This window comes from Streptomyces sp. SCPE 10, assembly GCF_051980735.1.
Taxonomy (GTDB): domain Bacteria; phylum Actinomycetota; class Actinomycetes; order Streptomycetales; family Streptomycetaceae; genus Streptomyces; species Streptomyces misionensis.
In genome coordinates this window covers 2410147-2431182 of record NZ_CP197069.1, presented here as the reverse complement: position 1 = coordinate 2431182, position 21036 = coordinate 2410147, and the positions used below count along the sequence as shown (strand labels likewise).

General features: G+C 71.5%; 20 protein-coding genes. 13 read left to right on the top strand and 7 right to left on the bottom strand.

From position 1 onward, the window contains the following. Positions 1-16 precede the first annotated feature (16 nt). Together ACSP97_RS11435 and ACSP97_RS11430 are read left to right on the top strand one after the other, a co-directional pair. Complete coding sequence (locus tag ACSP97_RS11435) at positions 17-373, top strand: hypothetical protein (protein WP_391869967.1); 357 nt, start codon at positions 17-19, stop codon at positions 371-373. Between the two features lie 34 nt (positions 374-407). Next, entirely contained in the window at positions 408-1529 is a 1122-nt protein-coding gene (locus ACSP97_RS11430) for an epoxide hydrolase family protein (RefSeq protein WP_355144205.1), read from the top strand. A gap of 102 nt (positions 1530-1631) precedes the next feature. Here the strand turns inward: ACSP97_RS11430 and ACSP97_RS11425 are convergent, their stop codons facing one another. The 4 genes from ACSP97_RS11425 to ACSP97_RS11410 form a co-directional block, all read right to left on the bottom strand. Further along, positions 1632-2267: a TetR/AcrR family transcriptional regulator gene (locus ACSP97_RS11425; RefSeq protein ID WP_355144203.1), complete on the bottom strand. Its 636-nt coding sequence runs from the start codon at positions 2265-2267 to the stop codon at positions 1632-1634. Positions 2268-2345: 78 nt separating this feature from the next. After that, complete coding sequence (locus tag ACSP97_RS11420; RefSeq protein WP_358303466.1) at positions 2346-3764, bottom strand: pyridoxal phosphate-dependent decarboxylase family protein; 1419 nt, start codon at positions 3762-3764, stop codon at positions 2346-2348. Positions 3765-3936: 172 nt separating this feature from the next. After that, the gene (locus ACSP97_RS11415) at positions 3937-4236 is read right to left on the bottom strand and encodes a putative quinol monooxygenase (RefSeq protein ID WP_440557363.1); all 300 of its coding nucleotides are present in this window, start codon (positions 4234-4236) and stop codon (positions 3937-3939) included. Between the two features lie 377 nt (positions 4237-4613). Further along, positions 4614-5168 carry a winged helix-turn-helix transcriptional regulator gene (locus tag ACSP97_RS11410; protein ID WP_355144197.1) on the bottom strand — a complete coding sequence of 185 codons (555 nt, stop codon included), beginning with the start codon at positions 5166-5168 and terminating at the stop codon, positions 4614-4616. 151 nt (positions 5169-5319) lie between these two features. Here ACSP97_RS11410 and ACSP97_RS11405 point away from each other — a divergent pair, with 151 nt between their 5' ends. From ACSP97_RS11405 to ACSP97_RS11375, 7 genes are all read left to right on the top strand, one after another. Next, the gene (locus ACSP97_RS11405) at positions 5320-6234 is read left to right on the top strand and encodes an NmrA family NAD(P)-binding protein (protein ID WP_355144195.1); all 915 of its coding nucleotides are present in this window, start codon (positions 5320-5322) and stop codon (positions 6232-6234) included. Between the two features lie 8 nt (positions 6235-6242). Further along, entirely contained in the window at positions 6243-7010 is a 768-nt protein-coding gene (locus tag ACSP97_RS11400) for an SDR family oxidoreductase (RefSeq protein WP_355323676.1), read from the top strand. Positions 7011-7096: 86 nt separating this feature from the next. After that, a complete protein-coding gene (gene car, locus ACSP97_RS11395; protein ID WP_440557359.1) occupies positions 7097-10612 on the top strand; it encodes a carboxylic acid reductase in 3516 nt (1171 codons plus the stop codon). A gap of 13 nt (positions 10613-10625) precedes the next feature. Next, entirely contained in the window at positions 10626-11183 is a 558-nt protein-coding gene (locus ACSP97_RS11390; RefSeq protein ID WP_440557357.1) for a hypothetical protein, read from the top strand. A 231-nt stretch (positions 11184-11414) separates the two neighbouring features. Next, positions 11415-12023, top strand: coding sequence for a toxin-antitoxin system, toxin component (locus ACSP97_RS11385; RefSeq protein WP_355144191.1), 609 nt, complete (start codon positions 11415-11417; stop codon positions 12021-12023). Positions 12024-12063: 40 nt separating this feature from the next. Next, positions 12064-13254 (top strand): MAB_1171c family putative transporter, encoded by a 1191-nt coding sequence (locus ACSP97_RS11380; protein ID WP_440557355.1) that lies wholly within the window; start codon positions 12064-12066, stop codon positions 13252-13254. A 52-nt stretch (positions 13255-13306) separates the two neighbouring features. Next, complete coding sequence (locus ACSP97_RS11375; RefSeq protein ID WP_440558402.1) at positions 13307-14650, top strand: NAD(P)/FAD-dependent oxidoreductase; 1344 nt, start codon at positions 13307-13309, stop codon at positions 14648-14650. A gap of 10 nt (positions 14651-14660) precedes the next feature. Here ACSP97_RS11375 and ACSP97_RS11370 read toward each other — a convergent pair whose 3' ends face one another. Both ACSP97_RS11370 and ACSP97_RS11365 read right to left on the bottom strand, forming a co-directional pair. After that, the gene (locus ACSP97_RS11370; RefSeq protein WP_355144185.1) at positions 14661-15002 is read right to left on the bottom strand and encodes a MazG-like family protein; all 342 of its coding nucleotides are present in this window, start codon (positions 15000-15002) and stop codon (positions 14661-14663) included. Between the two features lie 108 nt (positions 15003-15110). Then, on the bottom strand, positions 15111-15674 hold the full coding sequence (locus tag ACSP97_RS11365; protein ID WP_355528471.1) for a DoxX family membrane protein: 564 nt from the start codon (positions 15672-15674) through the stop codon (positions 15111-15113). A 131-nt stretch (positions 15675-15805) separates the two neighbouring features. Here ACSP97_RS11365 and ACSP97_RS11360 point away from each other — a divergent pair, with 131 nt between their 5' ends. Both ACSP97_RS11360 and ACSP97_RS11355 read left to right on the top strand, forming a co-directional pair. Further along, positions 15806-16132, top strand: a complete 327-nt coding sequence (locus tag ACSP97_RS11360) for a nuclear transport factor 2 family protein (protein ID WP_355528473.1) — start codon at positions 15806-15808, stop codon at positions 16130-16132. 77 nt (positions 16133-16209) lie between these two features. Then, entirely contained in the window at positions 16210-17505 is a 1296-nt protein-coding gene (locus tag ACSP97_RS11355) for a D-alanyl-D-alanine carboxypeptidase family protein (protein ID WP_440557352.1), read from the top strand. 172 nt (positions 17506-17677) lie between these two features. On the opposite strand, the gene ACSP97_RS11350 is transcribed toward ACSP97_RS11355, so the two are convergent. Beyond that, entirely contained in the window at positions 17678-18436 is a 759-nt protein-coding gene (locus ACSP97_RS11350; protein ID WP_440557351.1) for an SDR family oxidoreductase, read from the bottom strand. Between the two features lie 157 nt (positions 18437-18593). On the opposite strand from ACSP97_RS11350, the gene ACSP97_RS11345 reads away from it, so the two are divergent. Both ACSP97_RS11345 and ACSP97_RS11340 read left to right on the top strand, forming a co-directional pair. Beyond that, positions 18594-19895, top strand: coding sequence for a multidrug effflux MFS transporter (locus tag ACSP97_RS11345; RefSeq protein ID WP_355144175.1), 1302 nt, complete (start codon positions 18594-18596; stop codon positions 19893-19895). Then, positions 19835-21016 carry a serine hydrolase domain-containing protein gene (locus tag ACSP97_RS11340; protein ID WP_355528478.1) on the top strand — a complete coding sequence of 394 codons (1182 nt, stop codon included), beginning with the start codon at positions 19835-19837 and terminating at the stop codon, positions 21014-21016. Before ACSP97_RS11345 ends, ACSP97_RS11340 begins: the two co-directional genes overlap by 61 nt. Positions 21017-21036: the final 20 nt, after the last annotated feature.

The following is a 21036-nucleotide window of genomic DNA, read 5'->3' as shown; positions in this document are numbered from 1 at the left end:
GGAGAATCGGAAGCCATTGAGAAGGCATCCGACCTGGCCGATCCCGGTCGTCCTCGGCACGGCCCTGACCGTGTGCGGGTTCGCCGGCGCCCAGGCCGTACTGGTGAGCCTCGCGCCGGACCTGGTCGCCGCGGACGACCGCCACACCGCACAGGGCCTGCTCGACTTCATGAACGCCCTGGGTGGCGGGATCGGTCCGGCCGCTGTCGCGGGTCTGTCCGGCATCGTGCCGGGGCCGGTGGCCCTCGCCGTGCTCGCGGCGCTCCCCCTGTCCGGACTCGTCCTCGGTCTGACCCGGCGCCCTGCCGCCGACCGCCGCCCCGAACCCGGTGCCACGCGTGGGAGCCCGCGCCGACGGCCCACCCGCAACTGATCCGACAACGCCTCGACCAGCAAGGAGCCTTGCCATGTCCGCCGAGCCATTCGAGGTCAGCATCACCGAAGCCGAGATCGCGGACCTGCGTGAACGACTGCGACGGACCCGGTGGCCCGAGCGCGAGCCGGTGGACGACTGGTCACAGGGGCTGCCGCTGGCGTACGCACAGGAGCTGTGCCGCAGCTGGGCCGAGGACTACGACTTCGGGTTCGCCGAGCGGCTGAACGTGTTCCCGCAGTACCGCGACACCATCGACGGGCTGGGCATCCACTTCCTGCACGTCCGCTCGCCGGAGCCGGACGCGTTCCCGCTCGTGCTCACGCACGGGTGGCCGGGTTCGGTGCTCGAATTCCTGGAGGTCCTCGGCCCGCTGACCGACCCGCGCGCGCACGGCGGTGACCCGGCGGACGCGTTCCACGTGGTCGCGCCGTCGTTGCCCGGGTACGGCTGGAGTGACAAGCCGTCGACGACCGGGTGGGGCGTCACTCGCACCGCGCGCGCCTGGGACACCTTGATGGTCTCGCTGGGTTACGAACGGTACGGCGCGCAAGGCGGTGACTGGGGTTCGGCGGTGTCCGGGGCGCTGGGCGAGGTGGCACCCGAGCGGGTCGCCGGCGTCCACCTGAACCTGGGCTCCGTGGCGGCGGGCACGTTCGACGACCCGACTCCCGCGGAGCTGGCGAATCTCGAGGCCGAGAAGGAGATGCGGCGCACCGGCCGGGGATACTCGGCGATCCAGGCGACCCGGCCGCAGACGCTCGGCTACGGCCTCACCGACTCCCCGGCCGGTCAGGCGGCCTGGATCGCCGAGAAGTTCTGGGCGTGGACGGACAACGACGGTCATCCCGAGGACGCGTTGTCGCGGCGGACGATCCTCGACGAGATCTCGGTCTACTGGTTCACCGCGTCGGCCACGTCGTCGGCGCGTCTGTACTGGGAGAGCTTCGCCGACTTCCGGGACAAGGTGACCGCGCCGTCCGGGCTGTCGGTCTACCCGCGCGACATCACCCGCCCGTCGAGGCGGGAGGCCGAGCTTCGGTTCACCGACCTGCGCTGGTTCGAGGAGTTGCCGCACGGCGGCCACTTCGCCGCGCTGGAGCAGCCGGAGTCGCTGGTCGAGCAGGTGCGCGGGTTCTTCCGCCTGTTCCGCTGACTGTCCGTGCCCCACAACGCGACTCGTCTGCCGCTACCCGCGGTGTTGCTTCGGAAGAAGCCGGACAGGGGGAGCCTTGCCGGTTTCCGGGAGCTTCGCCCGCTACGCGGACGCCGTCTGGTGCTCCTGTCCGTGGGGGCGCCAGCTGCTCGCGAAGTCGCGCAGCGCGTCCAGCTGTGCCCGCAGTTCGGGGCTGTCGGGTGCGGCTCGGGCAATGGTCAGGGTGCCCAGCACCGCCGCGGTCATGATGTTGGCGGCGGTCGTGGGGTCCGGTACGGCTTCCCCCAGGTCACGGGCGCGCGCGGCCACCGCGGTGAATCCCGCGCGCAGATTCTCGCGGTACTGGTCCGTAGCCTTGGCGACGTGCGCGTCGACAGGCGCCGTCATCGCCGTGGTGGCCATGCAGCCGAACTTGCCCTGTGCGCTGTCGAGGACGGCTTCCAGCCGGGCGACCGTCTCCAGCACGTCCTCGCTGCCTCTCGTGCCGTGTCGGAGGGGTTCGAAAATGGACTCCATGCGCCGCAGATACGCGTCCATGGCCTCGCGGTAGATCTCGATCTTCGTGCCGAAGGTGTTGTACAGGCTTGAGGTCGACAGACCGGTCGCGGAGGCCATCTGCTGCTGGCTCACCCGGTCGAACCCCGTCTTCCAGAACAACGCCATGACCCGGCCGAGCGCCTCGTCGCGGTCGAAGCCCAGGGGGCGACCGGAACGGGGTGCTTCTGATGGTGAGTTCACCGGCTCAGTATCCGCCGACGTCACGGCCGGACCAAGCGGCCCCCTGACCAGGTCCGGCCGCGGGGGTGCCGGAGGTGGTCACCTGATGGTGAGGCGTGCGTGTCGCAGGAGGGCTTCGACCGCACGGTCGACGTCGTCCTCGTCGGTGGCCCAGTCGGAGACGGAGATCCGCATCAGGCGTTCGCCGCGGTAGGTGGTGCCGGTGAAGAAGGCGGTGCCTTCGGCGCGGACGCCGGCCATGATCGCGTCGGCCAGCCGCCCGTTGTCTCCGTCCGGGCTCTGCCAGCGGACGAGCACCTGGTTCGACACGACGTCGTTGACGATCTCCGCGTACCCGCTCGCGCGCAGTGCGTCGGCGAAGCGACGCGCCAGGCTCGTGGTGCGTTCGACCAGTTCGATCACGCCGTCACGGCCGAGGGACCGAAGGGTGGCGTACACCTGGACCCCGCGGGCTCGCCGGGAGAAGTCGGGACCCCAGTCGAGCGGGTCGCGGGCGCCGGTGTCCTGTTCGAGGTAGGCGGCGGTCACGCTCATCGCGGCACGGTGGGCGGCGGCGTTGCGGCAGATGGCGATGCCGCAGTCGTAGGCGACGTTGAGGAGTTTGTGGCCGTCGGTGGACCAGGAGTCCAGGCGGTCGAGTCCGGCGACCTTGTCGGCCATCGAAGGGGCTGCCGCGGCCAGCAGCATGATGGCTCCGTCGACGTGGACCCAGGTCGGGTTGCCGGCCGCGCGGTGGGCGTCCACGAGGTCGGCCACGGCCTCGAAGTCGTCGAAGGAACCCGTGTTGACGTTCCCGCTCTCCACCACGACGACCGTGGGGCCCTCGATCCCGGCCAGCGCCTCTTCGAGCAGATCGGGGCGCATCCGGTCCTCGTCGTCGCAGCCCACGCGGACCAGGGCCTGCTCGCCCAGGCCGAGGAGGCGCAACGCACGCGGCACCGTGGCATGGACTCCGGTCTTGACCACCACCGTCAGGGGTGGCGCTCCGGGCAGGCCGCGCGCCTCGACGTCCCATCCCACCTCTCGCAACAGCTCGTGGCGAGCCGCGGCCAGACATGTGAAGGTCGCCATCTGCCCGCCGGTGACGAATCCCACCGAGCTCTGCGGCGGCAGGCCGACGAGATCGACGAACCAGCGCGCCGCGAGTTCTTCGGCCACGGCCACTCCCGGTGTGGCGGCGAACATCGGGGCGTTCTGGTCCCACGTCGAGACGAGGAGTTCCGCCCCGAGAGCCGCCGGATGCAGACCACCCACGACGAAGCCGAAGTAGCGTCCACCGGCCTGCGCGGTGATGTGGGGGCGCAGGTCGCTCGCCAGCTCGCCGACGACCTGCGCGGCGTCGATGCCGGCCGGGCCCGGCGGGCGGTCGAGCAGGGACAGGATCGCCTCGTGATCCGCCGTCGCCGGGAGTACTGGACGCTCGGGGAGGGATTCCAGGTGCTCCAGGGCCGCGGCCGATGCCGCGTCCACCACCCGTTTCCAGTCTGTCCGTCGCATGGCGTCCATTTCCGTCGATCTTGCTGGGGTGCCGATGGTCCAGCCTGGCGAGTCGATTCTGAGTTGACGGACTCAGAATGTCAACGGCCTGGCTGAGGGCGGTCGCCCGTGGGGCGAGGTCGAGAAGATCGCGGAACGGTTCGCCCCGGTGGGTGTGCGCCGGCCTTGCGGCTCAGGCGGGCTGTTCGAGGATGTTGCCCTTCATCAGCCAGGTCGGCCCTTCGGCGTACTTACTGGCTTCGGCGAAAAATGTCGTGAAGTACGGGCCTTCGGTGTGAGCCCGGAAAGCGGCTTCGTCGGCGTAGGTCTCGTTCAGGTAGAAGAGGTTCGGATCGGCTTCGTCCGCGACGACGGTGAAGTCCTTCGAGCCCGGCTCGTTGGCGAGTGAGTCGCGGCCCGTCTTCAGGGCGATGTCGACGAAGTCGTCCCGGTGATCCGGATGGACGGTGAACGAGGCAAGGAACGTGTACATGAGAGGTCCCCTCGGCGATGTGACCGGGCGGCCGGCGAGGCGCTGCCCACGAACCCGATGGTTCAGTCACTGAACTGACCGTAGCACGCGTCCCCGGCAGGGCACACCTTGAAGGAATACGGCCATCCGGCGCGTGCCGGATGGAATTGCCCTCTCGCTCCACGTCCATGAGTGAGCGCGCCCGGGTGGCGGTCCTCTCCGCCGGGCACCCACTCGCCGCGGGCCGGCCACCGCGGGCGATTCCCGACGGTTCACCGTGGCACGCGGCGCCGGACGCTCGGGCCCGCGCCGCCCCGGCCGGCATGAGACGTTTTCCTCGCCGTGGACGCGGGGCCGACGGGGAATGTCGAATCGCGGATGTCGAATCGCGGACCGGATCAGGTGCTGCTCGCGTCGGCCTGACGTGACGCAGACGTCGCGAGCGGTTCGAGAAGGCGGCGAGGGGTGTTGAGCAGGGCCGACACCGAGTCGGTGGGGGATTTCGACGGATCGAACCCGGGGCCGGGTTCGATCCGGATCTCCGGGACCGGCGCGACCGCGCCGCATTCCTGGCAGCGGCCCTCTCCGTCGAGCAGGCCCCCGTCCCGGTCGTGGCGCAGGGCCCGCTTCACCCCGGCCGGGGAGTAGAACGCGTCACCCCAGGCCATCATGGTGCGCACGACCGGCCACAGCGCGGTGCCCTTGTCGGTCAGCCGGTACTCGACGACCCCGGCCCCGTCGTCGTCCCGCGCGAGCACGCCCTCACGGACCAGAAGCTTCAGCCGGTTGGTCAGAACGGCGCGCGGGATCCCGAGCTGGGTGGCGAAGTCCCCGAACCGGCGGACCCCGTAGAACGCGTCACGGACGATGAGCAGCGTCCACCGCTCCCCGATGACCTCCAGGGCTCGCGCCAGCGAGCAATTGCGCTCCGGATAGGTGCTGGGAAGAGTCATGTCCACACCCTACTCCGGCGGTTTGCTCACTGAACTGCCCGGTGCTAGCTTGGACGTAGTTCATTGACCGAACTGAAGTCCCGGCCGGCTTCGGCCTTCTGCCCGCGCGCAGTTCCGGTTCCCATGCGGTCCGCCCACTGGAGGGGTGCATATGACCGACGACGACAGGTTGTTCCTGATCACGGGAGCGACCGGCAAGACCGGCAGCGGAGCAGTCAGGCTGCTGCTGAAGCGTGGTAACCGCGTCCGGGCGCTGGTGCACCGTGAGGACGAGCGCTCCCGTGCCCTGGCCGAGGCCGGCGCCGAGATCGCCGTGGCGGACCTGCACGACCTGGGCGCCGTGACAGCGGCCGTACAGGGTGTCACCGGCGCCTACTTCTGCCACCCGATCCTCCCCGGGCTGGTCGAGGCGACCGCCTACTTCGCCCAAGCGGCGAGCGAGGCGGGCGTGCACTCCGTTGTCAACATGTCGCAGATCTCCGCCCGCCGCGACGCGGGCAGCGACGCCGCCAGGCAGCACTGGGTGTGCGAGCGGCTGCTGGACAGAACCGATCTGCTCACCGCGCACATCCGACCGACGTTTTTCGCCGAGTGGCTCACGCTGTGGTGGGAGCGGCGGGGCGACGAGGGGTATCTCCGGCTCCCGTTCGGCGACGGCCGCCACGCCCCGGTCGCCGCGGCCGACCAGTCCCGTGTGATCGCCGCCCTGCTGTTGGACCCCGAGCCGCACGACCGCGCCGTCTACACCCTGCACGGCCCGGTCGAGATGAACCACCACGACATCGCCCGGGCCATGTCCGCGACGCTCGGCATCCCCGTGCACTACGAGCCGATCAGCATCGAGGAGTTCGCGGCGGCCATGGAGGAACGCCGGATGCCCGCGCACCGCATCCAGCACTTCCGCAACGTCGCCGTCGACTACCAGCACGGCGTTTTCGCCGGCACGAACGACAACGTCGAGCGGCTCGGCGGCCGCGTACCCCTGTCTGTCGAACAGTTCGTCATCGAGTGCAAGCGCGACTTCGACACCAGCGGCCCCTACTTCGCCCCGGCACCCGGACGGTGAGACACACCATGTCGTCCGTGCTCATCACCGGCGCGTCCAGAGGAATAGGCAAAGCCACCGCGATCGAACTGGCACATCGCGGCCACCGGGTGATCGCCACAGCCCGCCGGCCGGAAACCCTGGCCGGCCTCCCCGTGCACCAGCGGCTGCGCCTCGACGTCACCGACCAGGACAGCGTCGACCAGGCACTCAGAGCTGCCGGAAGGGTCGACGTGCTGGTCAGCAACGCCGGCGCGACCGTGCGAGCACCGCTGGAAAGCGTCCCCCTCGCCGAGGTCGAACGTCTCTACCAGCTCAACACCATCGGCGCGCTGCGCGTTACGCAGGGGGTGCTGCCGGGGATGCGGAAACGCGGGTCCGGCCGCCTCGTCTTCGTTTCCAGCATCCAGGGACGGCTGGTGCTACCGATCATCGGACCGTACGGCGCCAGCAAGTGGGCCCTGGAGGCACTCGCGGAGACTCTGGCCATCGAGACGGGCCACTTCGGCGTCCAGGTGAGCATCGTACAGCCGGGCGCGGTGGCCACGGACGGTGCCGAGCAGGCCGGCGCGTTCTTCGCCCAGGACGATCCCTACGCGCCGCTGCTCCGGCAGCTGGGCGCTCTGCGCGGCGAGGTCATCACCGCCGAGGAGGTGGCCGCCGTGGTGGCCGACACGATCGAGCGACCTGACCCTCCGCTGCGCGTGCCCGCCGGCGCTGCCGCCGAACGGGCCCTGAGAGCACGCAAGGAGGCTCCCGAGGACGAGCCGTTCCTGCCGGCCGGGATCGACTGGTAGTGGTCCGGCCCGGTCCGCGGGTCGGCTCAGCACTAATTTCCGGGTCGGCTCACCGTCGACCGCACACGTTCGAGGAGGCGGCACGGATGACCGGTCCACAGCCGGACGGCGTTCACGACCAGTACGAGCAGCGGATGGCGGACTTATGCCGAAGCGACCCTCAGATCCGTGACGCGATGCCACGGCAGGAAGTCCGCGCGGCTGCCTTCCGGGAGGACCTGTCCCTGGCCGAGACCATGGACATCCTCATGAGCGGCTATGCCGACCGGCCCGCGCTCGGTGAGCGCGCCACCGAGATCTTCACCGATCAGGTGACCGGCAGGACGGAATCGCGGCTGCTTCCCCGCTTCGACACGATCACCTACGGTGAGCTCCGGGCGCGAGTGAGCGCTGTGGCGACCGAGTGGTGGCACGACGCTCACTCGCCCGTGCGCAGGGGCGATGCCGTCGCCACTCTGGGCTTCGTGAGCAGTGACTACGTCACGGCCCAGTTGGCCTGCGTCAGGCTCGGTGCGTTGTCGGTTCCGTTGCAGGCAGCGGCCGGTACCCGTGTTCTGCGGCCTGTTCTCGACGAGACCGGTGCCCGGCTGCTCGCCGTCAGTACGGAGAACCTCGGCACGGCCCTTGATCTCGCCATCGAGAGCCAGTCGGTGCGCAGGCTGATCGTCTTCGACTACCTCGACGACCTCGACCTCCACCGCGACAGTGTCGAAGCCGCGCGAACGCGGCTCTCGGCGACCGATCGTGACATCACGCTCGACGTCCTGCCCGCGGTTCTCGGCCGTGGCTCGCTTCTTCCGCCGGTTCCTGCCGCCACGGTGGATCCCGCCGATCCCGATCCGCTGTCGCTGCTGCTCTACACCTCCGGCAGCACCGGAACCCCCAAAGGCGCGATGTACACCGATGGGTTGGTGAAAAAGCTGTGCTCCGCATTCATGCCGGGCAGGGACCACCCCGTTGTCGGACTCACCTACCTGCCGATGAGTCACGTCACCGGGCAGGGCGTGCTGCTGAGCACCCTGGGCGCCGGCGGGACCGCCTACTTCGCGGCCAAGAGCGACCTGTCGACACTCATGGAGGACTTCTCTCTGGTGCGGCCGAGCGAGCTCGCGGTGGTGCCACGCATCTGCGACATGCTGATCCAGCAGTACCGCGGTGAACTCGACCGGAGGATCACGGAGTCCGGTCATCACACCGGCCTGGAGGACGAGGTGAAGGCGGACCTGCGGGAGAAGATCCTCGGTGGGCGGATCCTGTGGGCCGGCTGCGGGTCCGCTCCTCTCTCAACGGACTTGACCGCCTTCATGGAGTCCATGCTGGGCGTACCGATGCACGACGGCTACGGCGCCACCGAAACAGGCGGCATCGTGCTGATCGACGGCAGGATCTGGCGGGAGCGGGTGTCCGCGTACAAGATCGTCGACGTTCCGGAGCTGGGCTACTTCTCCACCGATTACCCCCAGCCCCGCGGCGAACTCCTCATCAGGGCCGACACCCTTGTGGCCGGGTACTACCGGAGGCCGGACGCCACGGCCGAGGCGTTCGACCAGGAAGGCTTCTACCGCACCGGCGACATCATGGCGGAGCTGGGGCCGGACGAACTGGCCTACGTGGACCGGCGGAAGAACGTGCTCAAGCTCGCGCAGGGCGAATTCGTGGCGGTGTCCCGGCTGGAGGCGCTGTACACATCGGCACCCTCGATCCGGCAGATCTACGTCTACGGCAGCAGCGAGCGCTCCTACCTGCTGGCGGTGATCGTGCCGGCACCGGAGGTGCTGGCGAGCACGGGCGTCGAGGACGCGCGGCTGCGGCGGCGGCTGCGCGAGTCGCTGCAGCAGGTGGCGAACGAGGCGGAGCTGAACTCCTACGAGGTCCCACGCGACTTCCTCATCGAGACCGAGCCGTTCACCACCGACAACGGTCTGCTCACCGGTGTCAAGAAGTTGCAGCGGCCCGCGCTGAAGCGCCACTACGGCGATCGGCTGGAATCCCTGTACGCGGAGATCACCGACCGCGAAGGCGGCGAACGGCGGCAGTTGCGGCGGATCGCCCGTGAGCAGCCCGTGGTCGAGACGGTGACACGGGCCGCGGAGATGCTGTTGGGTATGTCTTCGGCCGGCCTGGGACCCGACGCCCGCTTCACCGACCTCGGCGGCGACTCGTTGTCGGCGGTGTCCTTCTCGAAGCTGTTGAGTGACACCTTCGACGTCGAGGTTCCCGTGCCCGTGCTCATCGGCCCAGCGAGTGACCTCCGGGCGATCTCGCGCCACATCGAGCAGGCTTTGCGCGCGGAGACGAACCGTCCCACGTTCTCCACCGTGCACGGCGCGGGCAGCACCGTCGTTCATGCGGCCGATCTCACCCTCGACAAGTTCATCGACGCACAGGCGCTCGCCGCGGCGAAGAAGCTGCCTCGTCCGACCGGGACCGTTCGCACGGTCCTGCTGACCGGTGCGAACGGCTACCTCGGCCGGTTCCTCTGCCTCGAATGGCTTGAACGTCTCGCCGAGACGGGAGGCAAACTCGTGTGCCTGGTGCGCGGGAGCAGCACCGAGGCGGCCCGGGCGCGGCTGGAAAGGGCATTCGGCGAGGGAGATGCCAAACTCCTGCAACACTTCCGGGAGCTGGCCGCCGATCACCTGGAGGTACTGCCCGGTGACCTCGCGGCGCCCGCGCTGGGCCTCCGGGAGTCCGACTGGCAACTGCTCGCCGACACCGTCGACCTCATCGTGCACCCGGGCGCCATGGTCAACCACGTGCTGCCCTACGACCAGCTCTTCGGCCCCAACGTGGTGGGCACGGCGGAGCTGATCCGGCTGGCGATCACCTCACGGCTCAAGCCGATCAGCTACCTCTCGACCTTCGCCGTGGTCGCGGCCCAGGGTGCGGCAGGCGACGAGGTGTCGGACATCCGCGAGACGATCCCTTCCCGTGCACTCGACGACACCTACGCGAACGGCTACGGCACCAGCAAGTGGGCCGGCGAGGTCCTGCTTCGCGAGGCGCACGACGCGGTGAGCCTGCCCGTGACCACGTTCCGCTCGGACCTGATCCTCGCGCACAGCCGCTACCCCGGGCAGCTGAACGTGCCCGACATGTTCACGCGCCTGCTGCTGAGCCTGATCGTGACGGGCATGGCACCGCGTTCGTTCTACCGCGCCGGGGGGCCTGCCCACTTCGACGGGCTGCCTGTCGACTTCACGGCCGAGGCCATCACAACGCTGGGCCTGGAGACCGAGGGATACCGCACCTACAACGTTCTGAACTCGCATGAAGACGGCGTCTCGCTCGACACCTGCGTCGACTGGCTCATCGCGGCGGGCCGGCGGATCCGTCGCATGGACGACTACACCACCTGGCTCGCTCGCTTCGAAACGGCGATGCGGGCGCTACCGGAGAGGCAGAAGCAGTACTCGCTGTTGCCCCTGCTCCACGCCTACGCGGAGCCGGCCGAACCCCTTCCCGGGGCTTCCGTCCCGGCCGAACGGTTCCGCGCGGCCGTGCGGGCCGCCGGTCTCGGAGCTGACGGAGACATCCCGCACGTGACCGCCGCTCTGATCGAGAAATACGCCTCCGACCTCGCGATGCTGGGACTGATCTGACAAGGGGGACAGTGTGCTCGATTCCGCTTCCTGGCAGGCCGGTCTGCTGGAACTGTTCGGGGGGACCTTCGCCTTCGCGGCGGCAGGGCCCCGAGCCCACGAGGACTGGCGCCGCGATGTCCAGGCGGTCATGACGCTCGGGGTCGAGGATCCGCGTACGTGGAACACCCTGGTTTCCACCCCGCCGACCAGCGGTGCGGCGAGGGCCGAGGAGAAGCCGTTCGCCGATCTCCGCCTCGATGAATTCGACAGGCTCCTGCACCCCGTGGGCAGGGAATCCGCCACGCAACTACTGGTGGCACTGCAAGGGGAGTTCTACCAGTCGGCCAACATCCCGGACTTCGCCATGCGCAAGGACCGGCTCTTCGAATGCGCCGGGGAGATTCTTTCCCGGTTCGGCGACAAGGCTGATCACTATACGAACGCGGTCGAGGCCCGGGACGATCCGAACGCCGATCTGACGAACCCTGACACCGAGTGGAACTGCCTGTCCGAGTTCACCACGGACTGCGGTCTCGTCGTCGTCTCCGACTCCGAAGTCGGGGTCTTCTGGGCCTTTTCCGAGGACTGAGATGCATCATGCGTGCCCGCGGGCCGGTCAGCCGTCTCTCCACCCGCCAAGAACCCCCTGTCCACAAACCGCCGTTGAGCCCGTGCAACGCCTCCGGTAGGGTGCCCTGCGCACGTCAGCCGAAGTCGTTGCGCATTCTGGGAGTACGCCGGTGGAGTCCGTCCCGTCTCTTCCGATGGCGCCGCGGGGCCGGGGGAGGGGAGGCCTCTTCCGTCGTTCCCGGGGAGCGCGGTGAGCTCCGGGACCAGGGCGATGCGCAGGCTCGGTTCACGGTTGTTCGCCGCGCTCGACGTGCCCGACAGCGACGACACCCTCCTGCCCGCCGTCGGCAGGGCCGTCGCGCAGGTACGGGGGAGGCCCGTGCGGCTGCACGCCGTGGCGTTTCCGCCCGAGCTCGCCAGCGGGCTGTGGATCGACCGCGCCGGCCAGGACGTGATCGCGTACGAGCGGAACACCGACCTCGACCACCAGTTGGTCATCATCGGGCACGAGGTCTGGCACATGTTCGAGGGGCACTGCGGCTCCCCGACGGCACACGGCCCGGCCGCCTCCCGCGCGCTCGGCGACGCGCTGCCGGACGCCCTGCGCGAACTGGTCGCGGGCATCTGTGCCGACGGTTCGGCCGGGACTCCCGAGGAACGGATGGACCTCGGCTTCCACATCGCCCTGCGGGCCGACGACCCGGCCGTCGTCCGCCAGGAGGAGGAGGCCGAGTTCTTCGGCTACCGGTTCGCCACCGGAGTGCGCGAGGCGCTGGCCGAGGCGCGGTCGCTCGCCGACCCCGAACGGCTGGAGGGCCGTATCCGGGTGTCGCTGGTCCACCGCATCCGCGGCTCCTGACCCCGGACACGACCGAGCTGCCCGAGGAGCCCCCGCCGCCGTGAGCCACGGACCCGACAACACCGTCTTCTACCTCTGCGGCGCGCTGCTGCTGCTGATCTGTCTGCTGAAGGTGCCCGCGCTGCTGCGCCACCGCCGCGACCTGCTGCTCGGCTCCGTGGTCCTGCTGCTCTTCGACGGCGCGCTGGTCTTCTTCTTCGCCGCGCCGGACTCGATCGCCGAGATCAACCGGGTCACCGGGGTGCCCAACTTCGCCGCGCCGATGGCGTATTCGGCGCTGGCCGTCTTCGGCGGCGCCAGCCTGCTGCTGATCATCAACTGGCGTCCGGCGCCCGCCGAACGGACCCGGCGCGCCTCGCGGGTGTGCGTCCTCGTCTACAGCCTGGTCGTCGTCGCCATCAACGTCCTGTTCTGGGCCGGGCGTGCCCCGGTGGAGCAACTCACCCTGTTCGACGGGTACTACGCGAGCACCCCGTTCATCCGCGAGATGATCCTGACCTACCTCGTGGCCCAGGGCGTGGGCACGATGGCCACCAGTGTCCTGTGCTGGCGCTGGTCCAAGCAGGTCCACGGCTCGCTGCGGGCCGGACTGCGCATCCTGGCGCCCGGCTACCTGCTGCACGTGTGCTACGACGTCGTCAAGCTCGTGGCGATCGGCGGCCGTTGGGCCGGGCACCGGTGGGACTTCCTCATCGACCAGGTGGCCCCGCAGACCGCCGCCCCCTCCGCCGCGTTCGTGGTCTGCGGCTTCGCGGTGCCCCTCGCCGGGCCGCCGCTCGCCCAGGCGGTGCGCTCGCTACGGCAGTTGCGCCGGCTGACGCCCCTGTGGGAGGAACTGCGGGACGTGCCCACGCCCGGCGCGGTCCGCACCTCCCTGCCCTGGTGGTCATCCCCCGCGGTACGGCTCACCCGCCGCAGGACCAGCATCTACGACGCGCTCCTCGCGCTGGCCCCGCACTACGACCCCGCCGTGCGCGAGCGGGCGCTGCGCGCCGCCCTCGATCGCGGCGACGACGCGGACACCGCCGAGGCCACGGCGCAGGCGGCCATGGTCGTCGTGGCCCGCACCCGGCGGTTCCGGGCGGGAGCCGACCCCGGGCGGGCCGCGGCCCCACCGCCCCGGCACCCGCGTGATCTGATCCCCCTGTCCCGGGCCCTGTCCTCGCCCGTCCTGTCCGCCCTCCGTGAGCGCTCCCGCGCCGCCCAGGCAGAAAGCAGCCACCGTGACTGAGCCCCGTCCGCAGCCCACCCGCGCCGTCGTCATCGGAGGCAGTCTCGCCGGCATGCTCGCCGCGGCCGCCGTCAAGGACGCCGTCGACGCCGTCGAGATCATCGAGGCGCACGAGCTGCCCGCCGGGCCCGAGCCCCGCACCGGTGTCCCGCAGGCCGCGCACGTCCATCCCCTGCTGTCCGGCGGCGCGGACGCCATCGAGGCCCTGCTGCCCGGCACCGTCGGGCAACTGGTGGCGGCGGGCGCCAACCGGGTGCCCATGACGACCAACATGGTCTACCTCTCGGCCGAGGGCTGGTACCGGCGCTGGCGCAGGAACACCCAGTACCTGATCGCCGCCGGCCGCGATCTGACCGACCACGTGGTGCGCCGGCAGGTGCTCGCCGACCCCCGGGTCGGGGTGCGCGCGCACTGCCGGGTCGTCGGACTGCTCGGCGGGCGCGGACGGGTCACCGGGGTGCGGCTGCGCGCCGCCGACGGCACCGAGACCGAACTCGCCGCGGACCTCGTCGTCGACGCCTCGGGCCGCTCCTCCCGCACCCCGCGCTGGCTGGCGGAACTCGGCGTCACCGGGCTCGCCGAGGACCGCATCGAGTCCGGACTGGCGTACGCCAGCAGGATCTACCGCGCCCCGGTCGCCACCGACGGCTGGCCGGTGGTCAACGTGCTGGCCGACCCGCGGCGTCCAGGCGGCGCGGGAACCATCGTGCCCATCGAGGGCGACCGCTGGCACGTGAGCTTCTACGGACCACCGGGCGCCCAGCCCACCGCCGACGCCGACGCGTTCGAGGCGTACGCGCGCGGTCTGCGCCACCCCCTGGTCGCCGAACTGCTGGCCCGCGCCGAACCGCTCACCGACGTCACCGTCACCCACACCACGACCAACCGGCGCCACTACTACGAGCGTCTCGGGAACTGGCCCGAGGGGCTGATCGCGCTGGGCGACTCGGTGGCCGCGTTCAACCCGATCTACGGGCAGGGCATGTCGGTGGCGGCCCAAGGCGCCCTCGCGCTGCGGCGGTTGACGGCCGGCGGACTCACGGACGGACTGGCCCGGCGGGCCCAGCGCGCCATCGCCCGGCCCGTCGACGTCGCCTGGTCCCTCGCCGTCGGGCAGGACGTGCACTACCCCACCACCGAGGGCAAGCGGCCGAACCTCGGCGACCGGCTCCTGCACCGCTACGTGAGCCGGCTGTCGTACACCGCGATCGGCAGCTTCCGCGTCGCCACGGCCCTCACCGAGGTGCTCACCCTCCAGGCCCCGCCCGCCGTCCTGGTCCGTCCGGACGTGCTCCTCGCGGCGGCCCTCGGGCCCCGGCGGCCGCTGACGAACGGGCCGACGTTCACACCCGACGAGCGCCGCCGGCTGGAAGGCGCGGGCGTGCCGCTGACCTGACCTGTCGGCGCTACGCCGGCGGCTGCTGCGGCCGGTCCCGCACGCCCGCCAGATGCCGTTCGAACACCTCCGGGGCGTCGGGGGTCAGGGTGCGCAGGGCCATCAGGGCGGTGATGGCCACGTCGCACAGCTCCGCCTGGACGTCGTCCCAGGTGTGGGAGAAGCCCTTGCGGGGGTTCTGCCCGGTGGCCCCGATCACCGCCTGCGCGACCTCGCCGACCTCCTCGGACAGCTTGAGGATGCGCAGCAGCAGGCCCTCCTGGCCGGAGTGGACCCGGGTGGCCTCCAGGCGGGAGAACAGTTCGTCGACGGTGGGCCAGAGCGGGGCCGGGGCGGGAAGCTGGTCGGTCATGCCCCGCAGGGTGCCACGCCCCGGCGGCACGCCGCCTCCCCCCGCAGCCGATCCGGCCTGATCCGGCGGCCGGGCCCCGCGAACCCGGCCTGATCCGAACGAGAGACCCTAGTCCTCCTTGACGCTCTCCTCCTCGAACAGGGCCTCCTGTTCCCCCGCCGCCTTCGCCCGCACCCGCCTGGTGCGGGCTCCCACCACCAGGGCCGTGCCCGCCGCCGCGGCCGCGAGGGCGGCGGGGACCATCCAGCCGCGGTCGAGGAGGTGGCCGAGGGCGTGGTCGAGGGAGAGCCGGCCCGGGCCGGTGACGGCGAGGCCGGCGGCGGCCAGGCCCAGGGTGGCCGCGTGCTCGTAGCCGCCCTCCTGGGCGAAGAAGCCGTTGGGCGCGTGCACCGCCGCCGCGCCGGCCATCGCGCCCGCGGCCGCCGCGCCCGCCCCCGGCGTGCCCAGGCCCAGGGCGAGCAGCGCGCCGCCGCCCGCCTCCGCGAGGCCCGCGGCCGTCGCGCTGGCCTTGCCGGGGGAGTAGCCGACGGACTCCATGAACTGGCCGGTGCCCTCCAGCCCGTGTCCGCCGAACCAGCCGAACAGTTTCTGCGCGCCGTGCGCCGCCAGTACCCCGCCGGTCCCCAGCCGGAGCAGCAGCAGGCCCAGATCACGCCGGTCGTAACAGGTCACGGTGACTCCCCAACGGAATGTGCGGTACAAGGCCCCTCCCCGTGTTACCACCGTCACGGCGGTCACACCATCGGGCCGTCCCGCCGCCCGCTCCGGTGGCGGCGGCCGGGCGGCGGTGTGAGCCTGGCGCCATGACCATTTCGCCGGCCAAACTCAGCGATCCGGCCGTCCGGGCCTTCGTCAACGCCGTCAACGCCCATGATCGCGACGGCTTCCTGGCCCTGCTCGCGCCGGACGCCACCATGTCCGACGACGGTTCCGACCGCGATCTCGACGACTGGATCGACCGGGAGATCTTCTCGTCCAACGGCCACCTGGACGTCGAGGGCGAGGGCCGGGACGGCCGTTCGCTGGTGGCCCGCTACCGCAACGACGCGTGGGGCGAGATGCGCACCCGGTGGAGCTTCACCGTGGACGAGGAGGGGCGGATCGCGCGGTTCGAGACCGGCCAGGCGTGAGGTCGCTCACGTCACGCAGCTCACGTTATCCGGTCAGATTTTCATAACGTGGCAAATTCCCTGCCGGTCACCCCCCGATGGTGCGGAATCCGCTGCTCGGCGCGGTGTACCGTCCCGGGGTGCGCGAATCCTCCCGGCTCAGTCGGCGTGCCGTCCTCGGGCTGACGGCCGCCGCCCTCCCCCTGTCCGCGGCCGCCCCGGCCTTCGCCGAACCCACCGCCGTCGGCGGCGCCCGGCTGGCCCGGCGCGGGGTCCAGACGAACGGCGCCCCCGCGCTCCCGAAGTCGCTCACGGCCCGCGCATGGCTTCTCGCCGACGGTACGACGGGCGAGGTGCTCGCCTCCTTCAACGCCCACCAGCGCCTCGCGCCCGCGTCCACGCTGAAGATGCTGTTCGCGGACACCGTGCTGAAGAAGTTCGACCGGACCGAGAAGTACACCGTCAAGGACTCCGACATCGCGGACGTCCCGGCCGGCTCCAGCCTCGTCGGCATCAAGGCCGGCATCACCTACACCGTCGAGCAGTTGTGGCAGGGCGTGTTCCTGCGCTCCGGCAACGACGCCGTGCACGTCCTGTCGCACATGAACGGCGGCATCGCGAAGACCGTCGCCGAGATGCAGGCCAAGGCGCGGGACCTCCAGGCCCTCGACACCCATGTGGTCAGCCCCGACGGCTTCGACCACCCGGGCCAGCTGTCCTCGGCGTACGACCTCACGCTGTTCGCCCGGCACGGGTTGCAGGACCCCGACTTCCGGGGCTACTGCGGCACGCGCGTAGCGGACTTCCCGGCGGGCGGCAAGAAGACCTTCCAGATCCAGAACACCGACCGCCTGCTGACCGGCGCGTGGGGGCTGAAGACGTACGACGGCCTGATCGGCGTGAAGAACGGTTACACCAGCCACGCCGGCAACACCTTCACCGGCGCCGCCACCCGCGGCGGGCGCACCCTGCTGGTCACGGTCATGCACCCGGCCACCGGCAGCAACGCCGTCTACGAGCAGACCGCCGCCCTGCTCGACTGGGGCTTCACCCACGGCGGTTCGGTCCAGCCGGTGGGCACCCTGGTCAAGCCGCTCAGCGAGGGCGGCGCGGCAGCCACCCCGGCGCCCGGGCACGCGGGCGGACAGGCGGCGGCCGGGGCGTCGGGCGCACCGGCCAAGGGCCCTTCCACCGGGCGCCTGGTGGAGGGCGCGGCGGGCACCGCGGCGCTGCTGGCCGTCGCGGGCGGCTTCCTGGTACGGCGCCGCCGGCAGGCGCTCGCGGCCCGCGGGGCGGCCGCGGCGGCCGGTACGCCGCGGGTGCCGCACCAGGCGGACGCGGGCCCCGAGGAGCCCCCGGCCCCCACGGAGCCGTCCGGCCGGCACCGGCGCTGAACGGTACGGCGGCCGTTCCATCCCGGGTGTGGTGGAACGGCCGCCGCCTCCCCCCTCGGTGTGGTCCTGGAAGCCACGGCCCCAACTGTGGAGCTTTCGTGGAGAAGAGTGGACCACGGAGCCTCGACCGGCCGCAATACCGCGGACGTTCACATTCCGTCCGGCCGGATCGTCAGCCCCGCCCGATGTACGGCATCCCCGTCGCCAGCACCGTCGCGAACTGCACGTTCGCCTCCAGCGGCAACTCCGCCATGTGCCGTACGGTGCGCGCCACATCGGCCACGTCCATCATCGGCTCGGGCGCCGTCTCCCCGTTCGCCTGGAGCACGCCGGACCGCATCCGCCGCGTCATGTCGGTGGCCGCGTTGCCGATGTCGATCTGCCCGACCGCGATCCGGTACGGACGCCCGTCCAGGGAAAGGGACTTGGTGAGGCCGGTCAGCGCGTGCTTGGTCGCGGTGTAGGCGACCGAGTGGGGGCGGGGCGTGTGCGCCGAGATCGAGCCGTTGTTGATGATCCGGCCGCCGCGCGGATCCTGCTCCTTCATCGTCCGGTACGCCGTCTGCGCGCACAGGAACGCCCCGTTGAGGTTGGTGTCCACCACGTGCCGCCAGGCGTCGTAGGGCAGGTCCTCGACCGGGACCCCGCCCGGCCCGAACGTGCCCGCGTTGTTGAACAGCAGGTCCACCCGGCCGAAGCGGTCCACGGTCGCCGCGAACAGCGCCGCCACCTCCTCGGGCCGGGAGACGTCGGTGGGCACGACGAGCGAGGGCGCCCCGGCCGCGAGCGCCGCCGTCTCCCGGAGCGTCCCGGCGCGCCGGCCCGCCAGCGCCACCGACCAGCCGGTGCGCAGCAGTTCGAGGGCGACGGCCCGGCCGATCCCGGAACCCGCGCCGGTCACCACCGCGATCTTCGATTGCGTATCGGTCATGCCACCGCAGGGTAGGGCCGATGTCCGTCATACGGAATCATCCGTCCGCCATGCGGTTGCGTGGCGCGTCTGCGTCCCCTGTTCGCTCACACGTTCCCCGGTGGACCGTGCGAGCTGGGAACATGGTGGCCGTACGACAGACACGGGAGGGGACTTCATGCCCGAGCACGCGGCGGCACCGATACCGCAGACGCAGGACACCGCAGGACCGCCCGCGACCCCCGCCGCCCGCCGCACCGGTCTCCTCGTGACCTTCGTCCTGGGCGGCCTCACCGCGACGCCCCCGCTCGCCATGGACATGTATCTGCCGTCGCTGCCGGAGGTCACCCGCTCCCTGCACGCGCCCGCGGCGACCGTCCAGCTCACCCTCACCGCCTGCCTGCTGGGCATGGCCCTCGGCCAACTGGTCGTCGGCCCGATGAGCGACCGCTGGGGCCGCCGCCGGCCGCTGCTGGTCGGGCTCGCCGTCAACGTCGTCGCGACCGCGCTGTGCGCCGTCGCCCCCAACGTCGAGACCCTGGTCGCCTTCCGGCTGGCGCAGGGCCTCGCGGGCGCGGCCGGCATCGTCATCGCGCGGGCCGTCGTCCGCGACCTCTACGACGGCGTCGCCATGGCCCGCTTCTTCTCCACCCTGATGCTGATCTCCGGCGTCGCGCCGGTCGTGGCCCCGCTGATCGGCGGTCAGATCCTGCGGGTGACCGACTGGCGCGGGGTGTTCATGGTGCTCACCGTGGTCGGGGCGCTGCTCGGCGCGCTGGTCTGGCTGCGGCTGCCCGAGACCCTGCCGCCGGGCGACCGGCACGGCGGGGGAGCGGGCCACGCGCTGCGCTCGATGCGGGCGCTCCTCGCCGACCTGCCCTTCACCGGCTACATGCTGGCCGGCGGCTTCGCCTTCGCCGCGCTGTTCGCCTACGTGGCGGCCTCGCCGTTCGTGATCCAGGAGATCTACGGCGCCTCCCCGCAGACCTTCAGCCTGCTGTTCGGCCTCAACTCGGTCGGCCTGGTGATCGCCGGTCAGGTCAACGGCAAGGTGCTGGTCGGCCGGGTCAGCCTGGACAAGGTGCTGGCCACCGGGCTCGTCGTGATCGTGCTCGCCGCAACGGCGCTGCTGCTGCTGGCCGGCGGCGTCTTCGGCGAGGCCGGACTCGTCCCCGTGGCGGTCGCGCTGTTCGTCCTGATGTCCGCCATGGGCATCACCCTGCCCAACGCCCAGTCCCTCGCCCTGCTGCGCACCAGACACGCCGCCGGGTCCGCCTCCGCGCTGCTCGGCACCTCCTCCTTCCTCGTCGGCGCGGTCGCCTCACCGCTCGTCGGGATCGCCGGCGAACGCACCGCCGTCCCGATGGCCGTCGTCCAACTGGTGGGCGCGCTGGTCGCGGGGGCCTGCTTCGTGGGAATGTGCCGTCCCTGGAACACGCGGGAGCACTTCCGTGCGGGGTCGGAAGGAGACGAGAACTGAGCGCCCCGAAACTGCGCGCCGGCACACCGGAACGGGCCGGGCTCGACCCCGCCGCGCTCGGCCACCTGGTCGGCGAGGTGCACGCCCTCACCGAGGGGCCGCGCCCCTGGGCGCCCGGCGCGGTCGTCCTGGCCGGACGCGGACCCGTGATCGCCGTGGCGGAGGCCGCGGGCTGGGCCGTACGGTACTCCGCCTGCGACCCCGGGACCGGCGCCGGCGTCGAACTGCCGCCCGCCGACCGGGTCCCGGCCACCGTCGGCACCCCCTTCGACCTGGCCTCGCTGACCAAGCTGTTCACCTCGGTCGCCGCCGTGCAGCAGATCGAGCGCGGCACCCTGGGGATGGACGCCGAGGTCGGCCACTACCTGCCCGAGTTCCGCGGCGCCGCCGAACACGGCATCACCGTGCGGCAGTTGCTCACCCACACCTCCGGCCTGCGGCCCGAACTGCCGCTGTACGACTGCCCGGACCGCGCCGCCCGGCTGGCGATGCTGCGCGCCGAGGCGCCGACGAGCGCGCGGGGCGGCTACCGGTACTCGGACCTGAACATGCTGCTGCTCCAGTTCGTCCTGGAGCGCGTCACCGGACACCCCCTCGACGTCCTCGTGCACCACTGCATCACCCGGCCGCTCGGCATGACCGCCACCCGGTTCGGACCCTGCCCGGGGGCCGCGGCCACCGAGGACCAGTGGCGGCCGTGGGCCAAGGCCGACCGAGGGATGCTGCGGGGCGTCGTCCACGACGAGAACGCCTGGGCGCTCGGCGGGGTGGCCGGGCACGCCGGGCTGTTCTCCACCGCGGGCGACCTCGCCGTCTTCTGTCGCACCCTGCTCGCGGGCGGCTCCTACGGCACCGCGCGCATCCTCGGCCCGGACTTCGTGGACCTGCTGCTGTCCCCGCCCGGGCTGGGCTTCGCCGTGGACCAGCCCTGGTTCATGGGCGAGCTGGCGGGCCCGGACGCGGCGGGGCACACCGGGTTCACCGGCACCTCCCTGGTCGTCGACCGGGCGACGGACACCTTCCTGGTGCTGCTGGCCAACGCGGTGCATCCGCGCAGGCGGCCGGCGGACAGCCTGCCGCGGGCGCGGATGGCGACATGGCTGGCGAGAGCCGTGGTGTGAGCCCCGGCGCGAGCCGTGGT

Coding starts and splice junctions, on each gene's coding strand:
- ACSP97_RS11430 (WP_355144205.1), top strand. CDS start 408: ATGTCCGCCGAGCCATTCGAGGTCAGCATCACCGAAGCCGAGATCGCG.
- ACSP97_RS11420 (WP_358303466.1), bottom strand. CDS start 3,764: ATGCGACGGACAGACTGGAAACGGGTGGTGGACGCGGCATCGGCCGCG.
- ACSP97_RS11415 (WP_440557363.1), bottom strand. CDS start 4,236: ATGTACACGTTCCTTGCCTCGTTCACCGTCCATCCGGATCACCGGGAC.
- ACSP97_RS11410 (WP_355144197.1), bottom strand. CDS start 5,168: ATGACTCTTCCCAGCACCTATCCGGAGCGCAATTGCTCGCTGGCGCGA.
- ACSP97_RS11405 (WP_355144195.1), top strand. CDS start 5,320: ATGACCGACGACGACAGGTTGTTCCTGATCACGGGAGCGACCGGCAAG.
- ACSP97_RS11400 (WP_355323676.1), top strand. CDS start 6,243: ATGTCGTCCGTGCTCATCACCGGCGCGTCCAGAGGAATAGGCAAAGCC.
- car (WP_440557359.1), top strand. CDS start 7,097: ATGACCGGTCCACAGCCGGACGGCGTTCACGACCAGTACGAGCAGCGG.
- ACSP97_RS11375 (WP_440558402.1), top strand. CDS start 13,307: ATGCTCGCCGCGGCCGCCGTCAAGGACGCCGTCGACGCCGTCGAGATC.
- ACSP97_RS11370 (WP_355144185.1), bottom strand. CDS start 15,002: ATGACCGACCAGCTTCCCGCCCCGGCCCCGCTCTGGCCCACCGTCGAC.
- ACSP97_RS11360 (WP_355528473.1), top strand. CDS start 15,806: ATGACCATTTCGCCGGCCAAACTCAGCGATCCGGCCGTCCGGGCCTTC.
- ACSP97_RS11355 (WP_440557352.1), top strand. CDS start 16,210: ATGGTGCGGAATCCGCTGCTCGGCGCGGTGTACCGTCCCGGGGTGCGC.
- ACSP97_RS11350 (WP_440557351.1), bottom strand. CDS start 18,436: ATGACCGATACGCAATCGAAGATCGCGGTGGTGACCGGCGCGGGTTCC.
- ACSP97_RS11345 (WP_355144175.1), top strand. CDS start 18,594: ATGCCCGAGCACGCGGCGGCACCGATACCGCAGACGCAGGACACCGCA.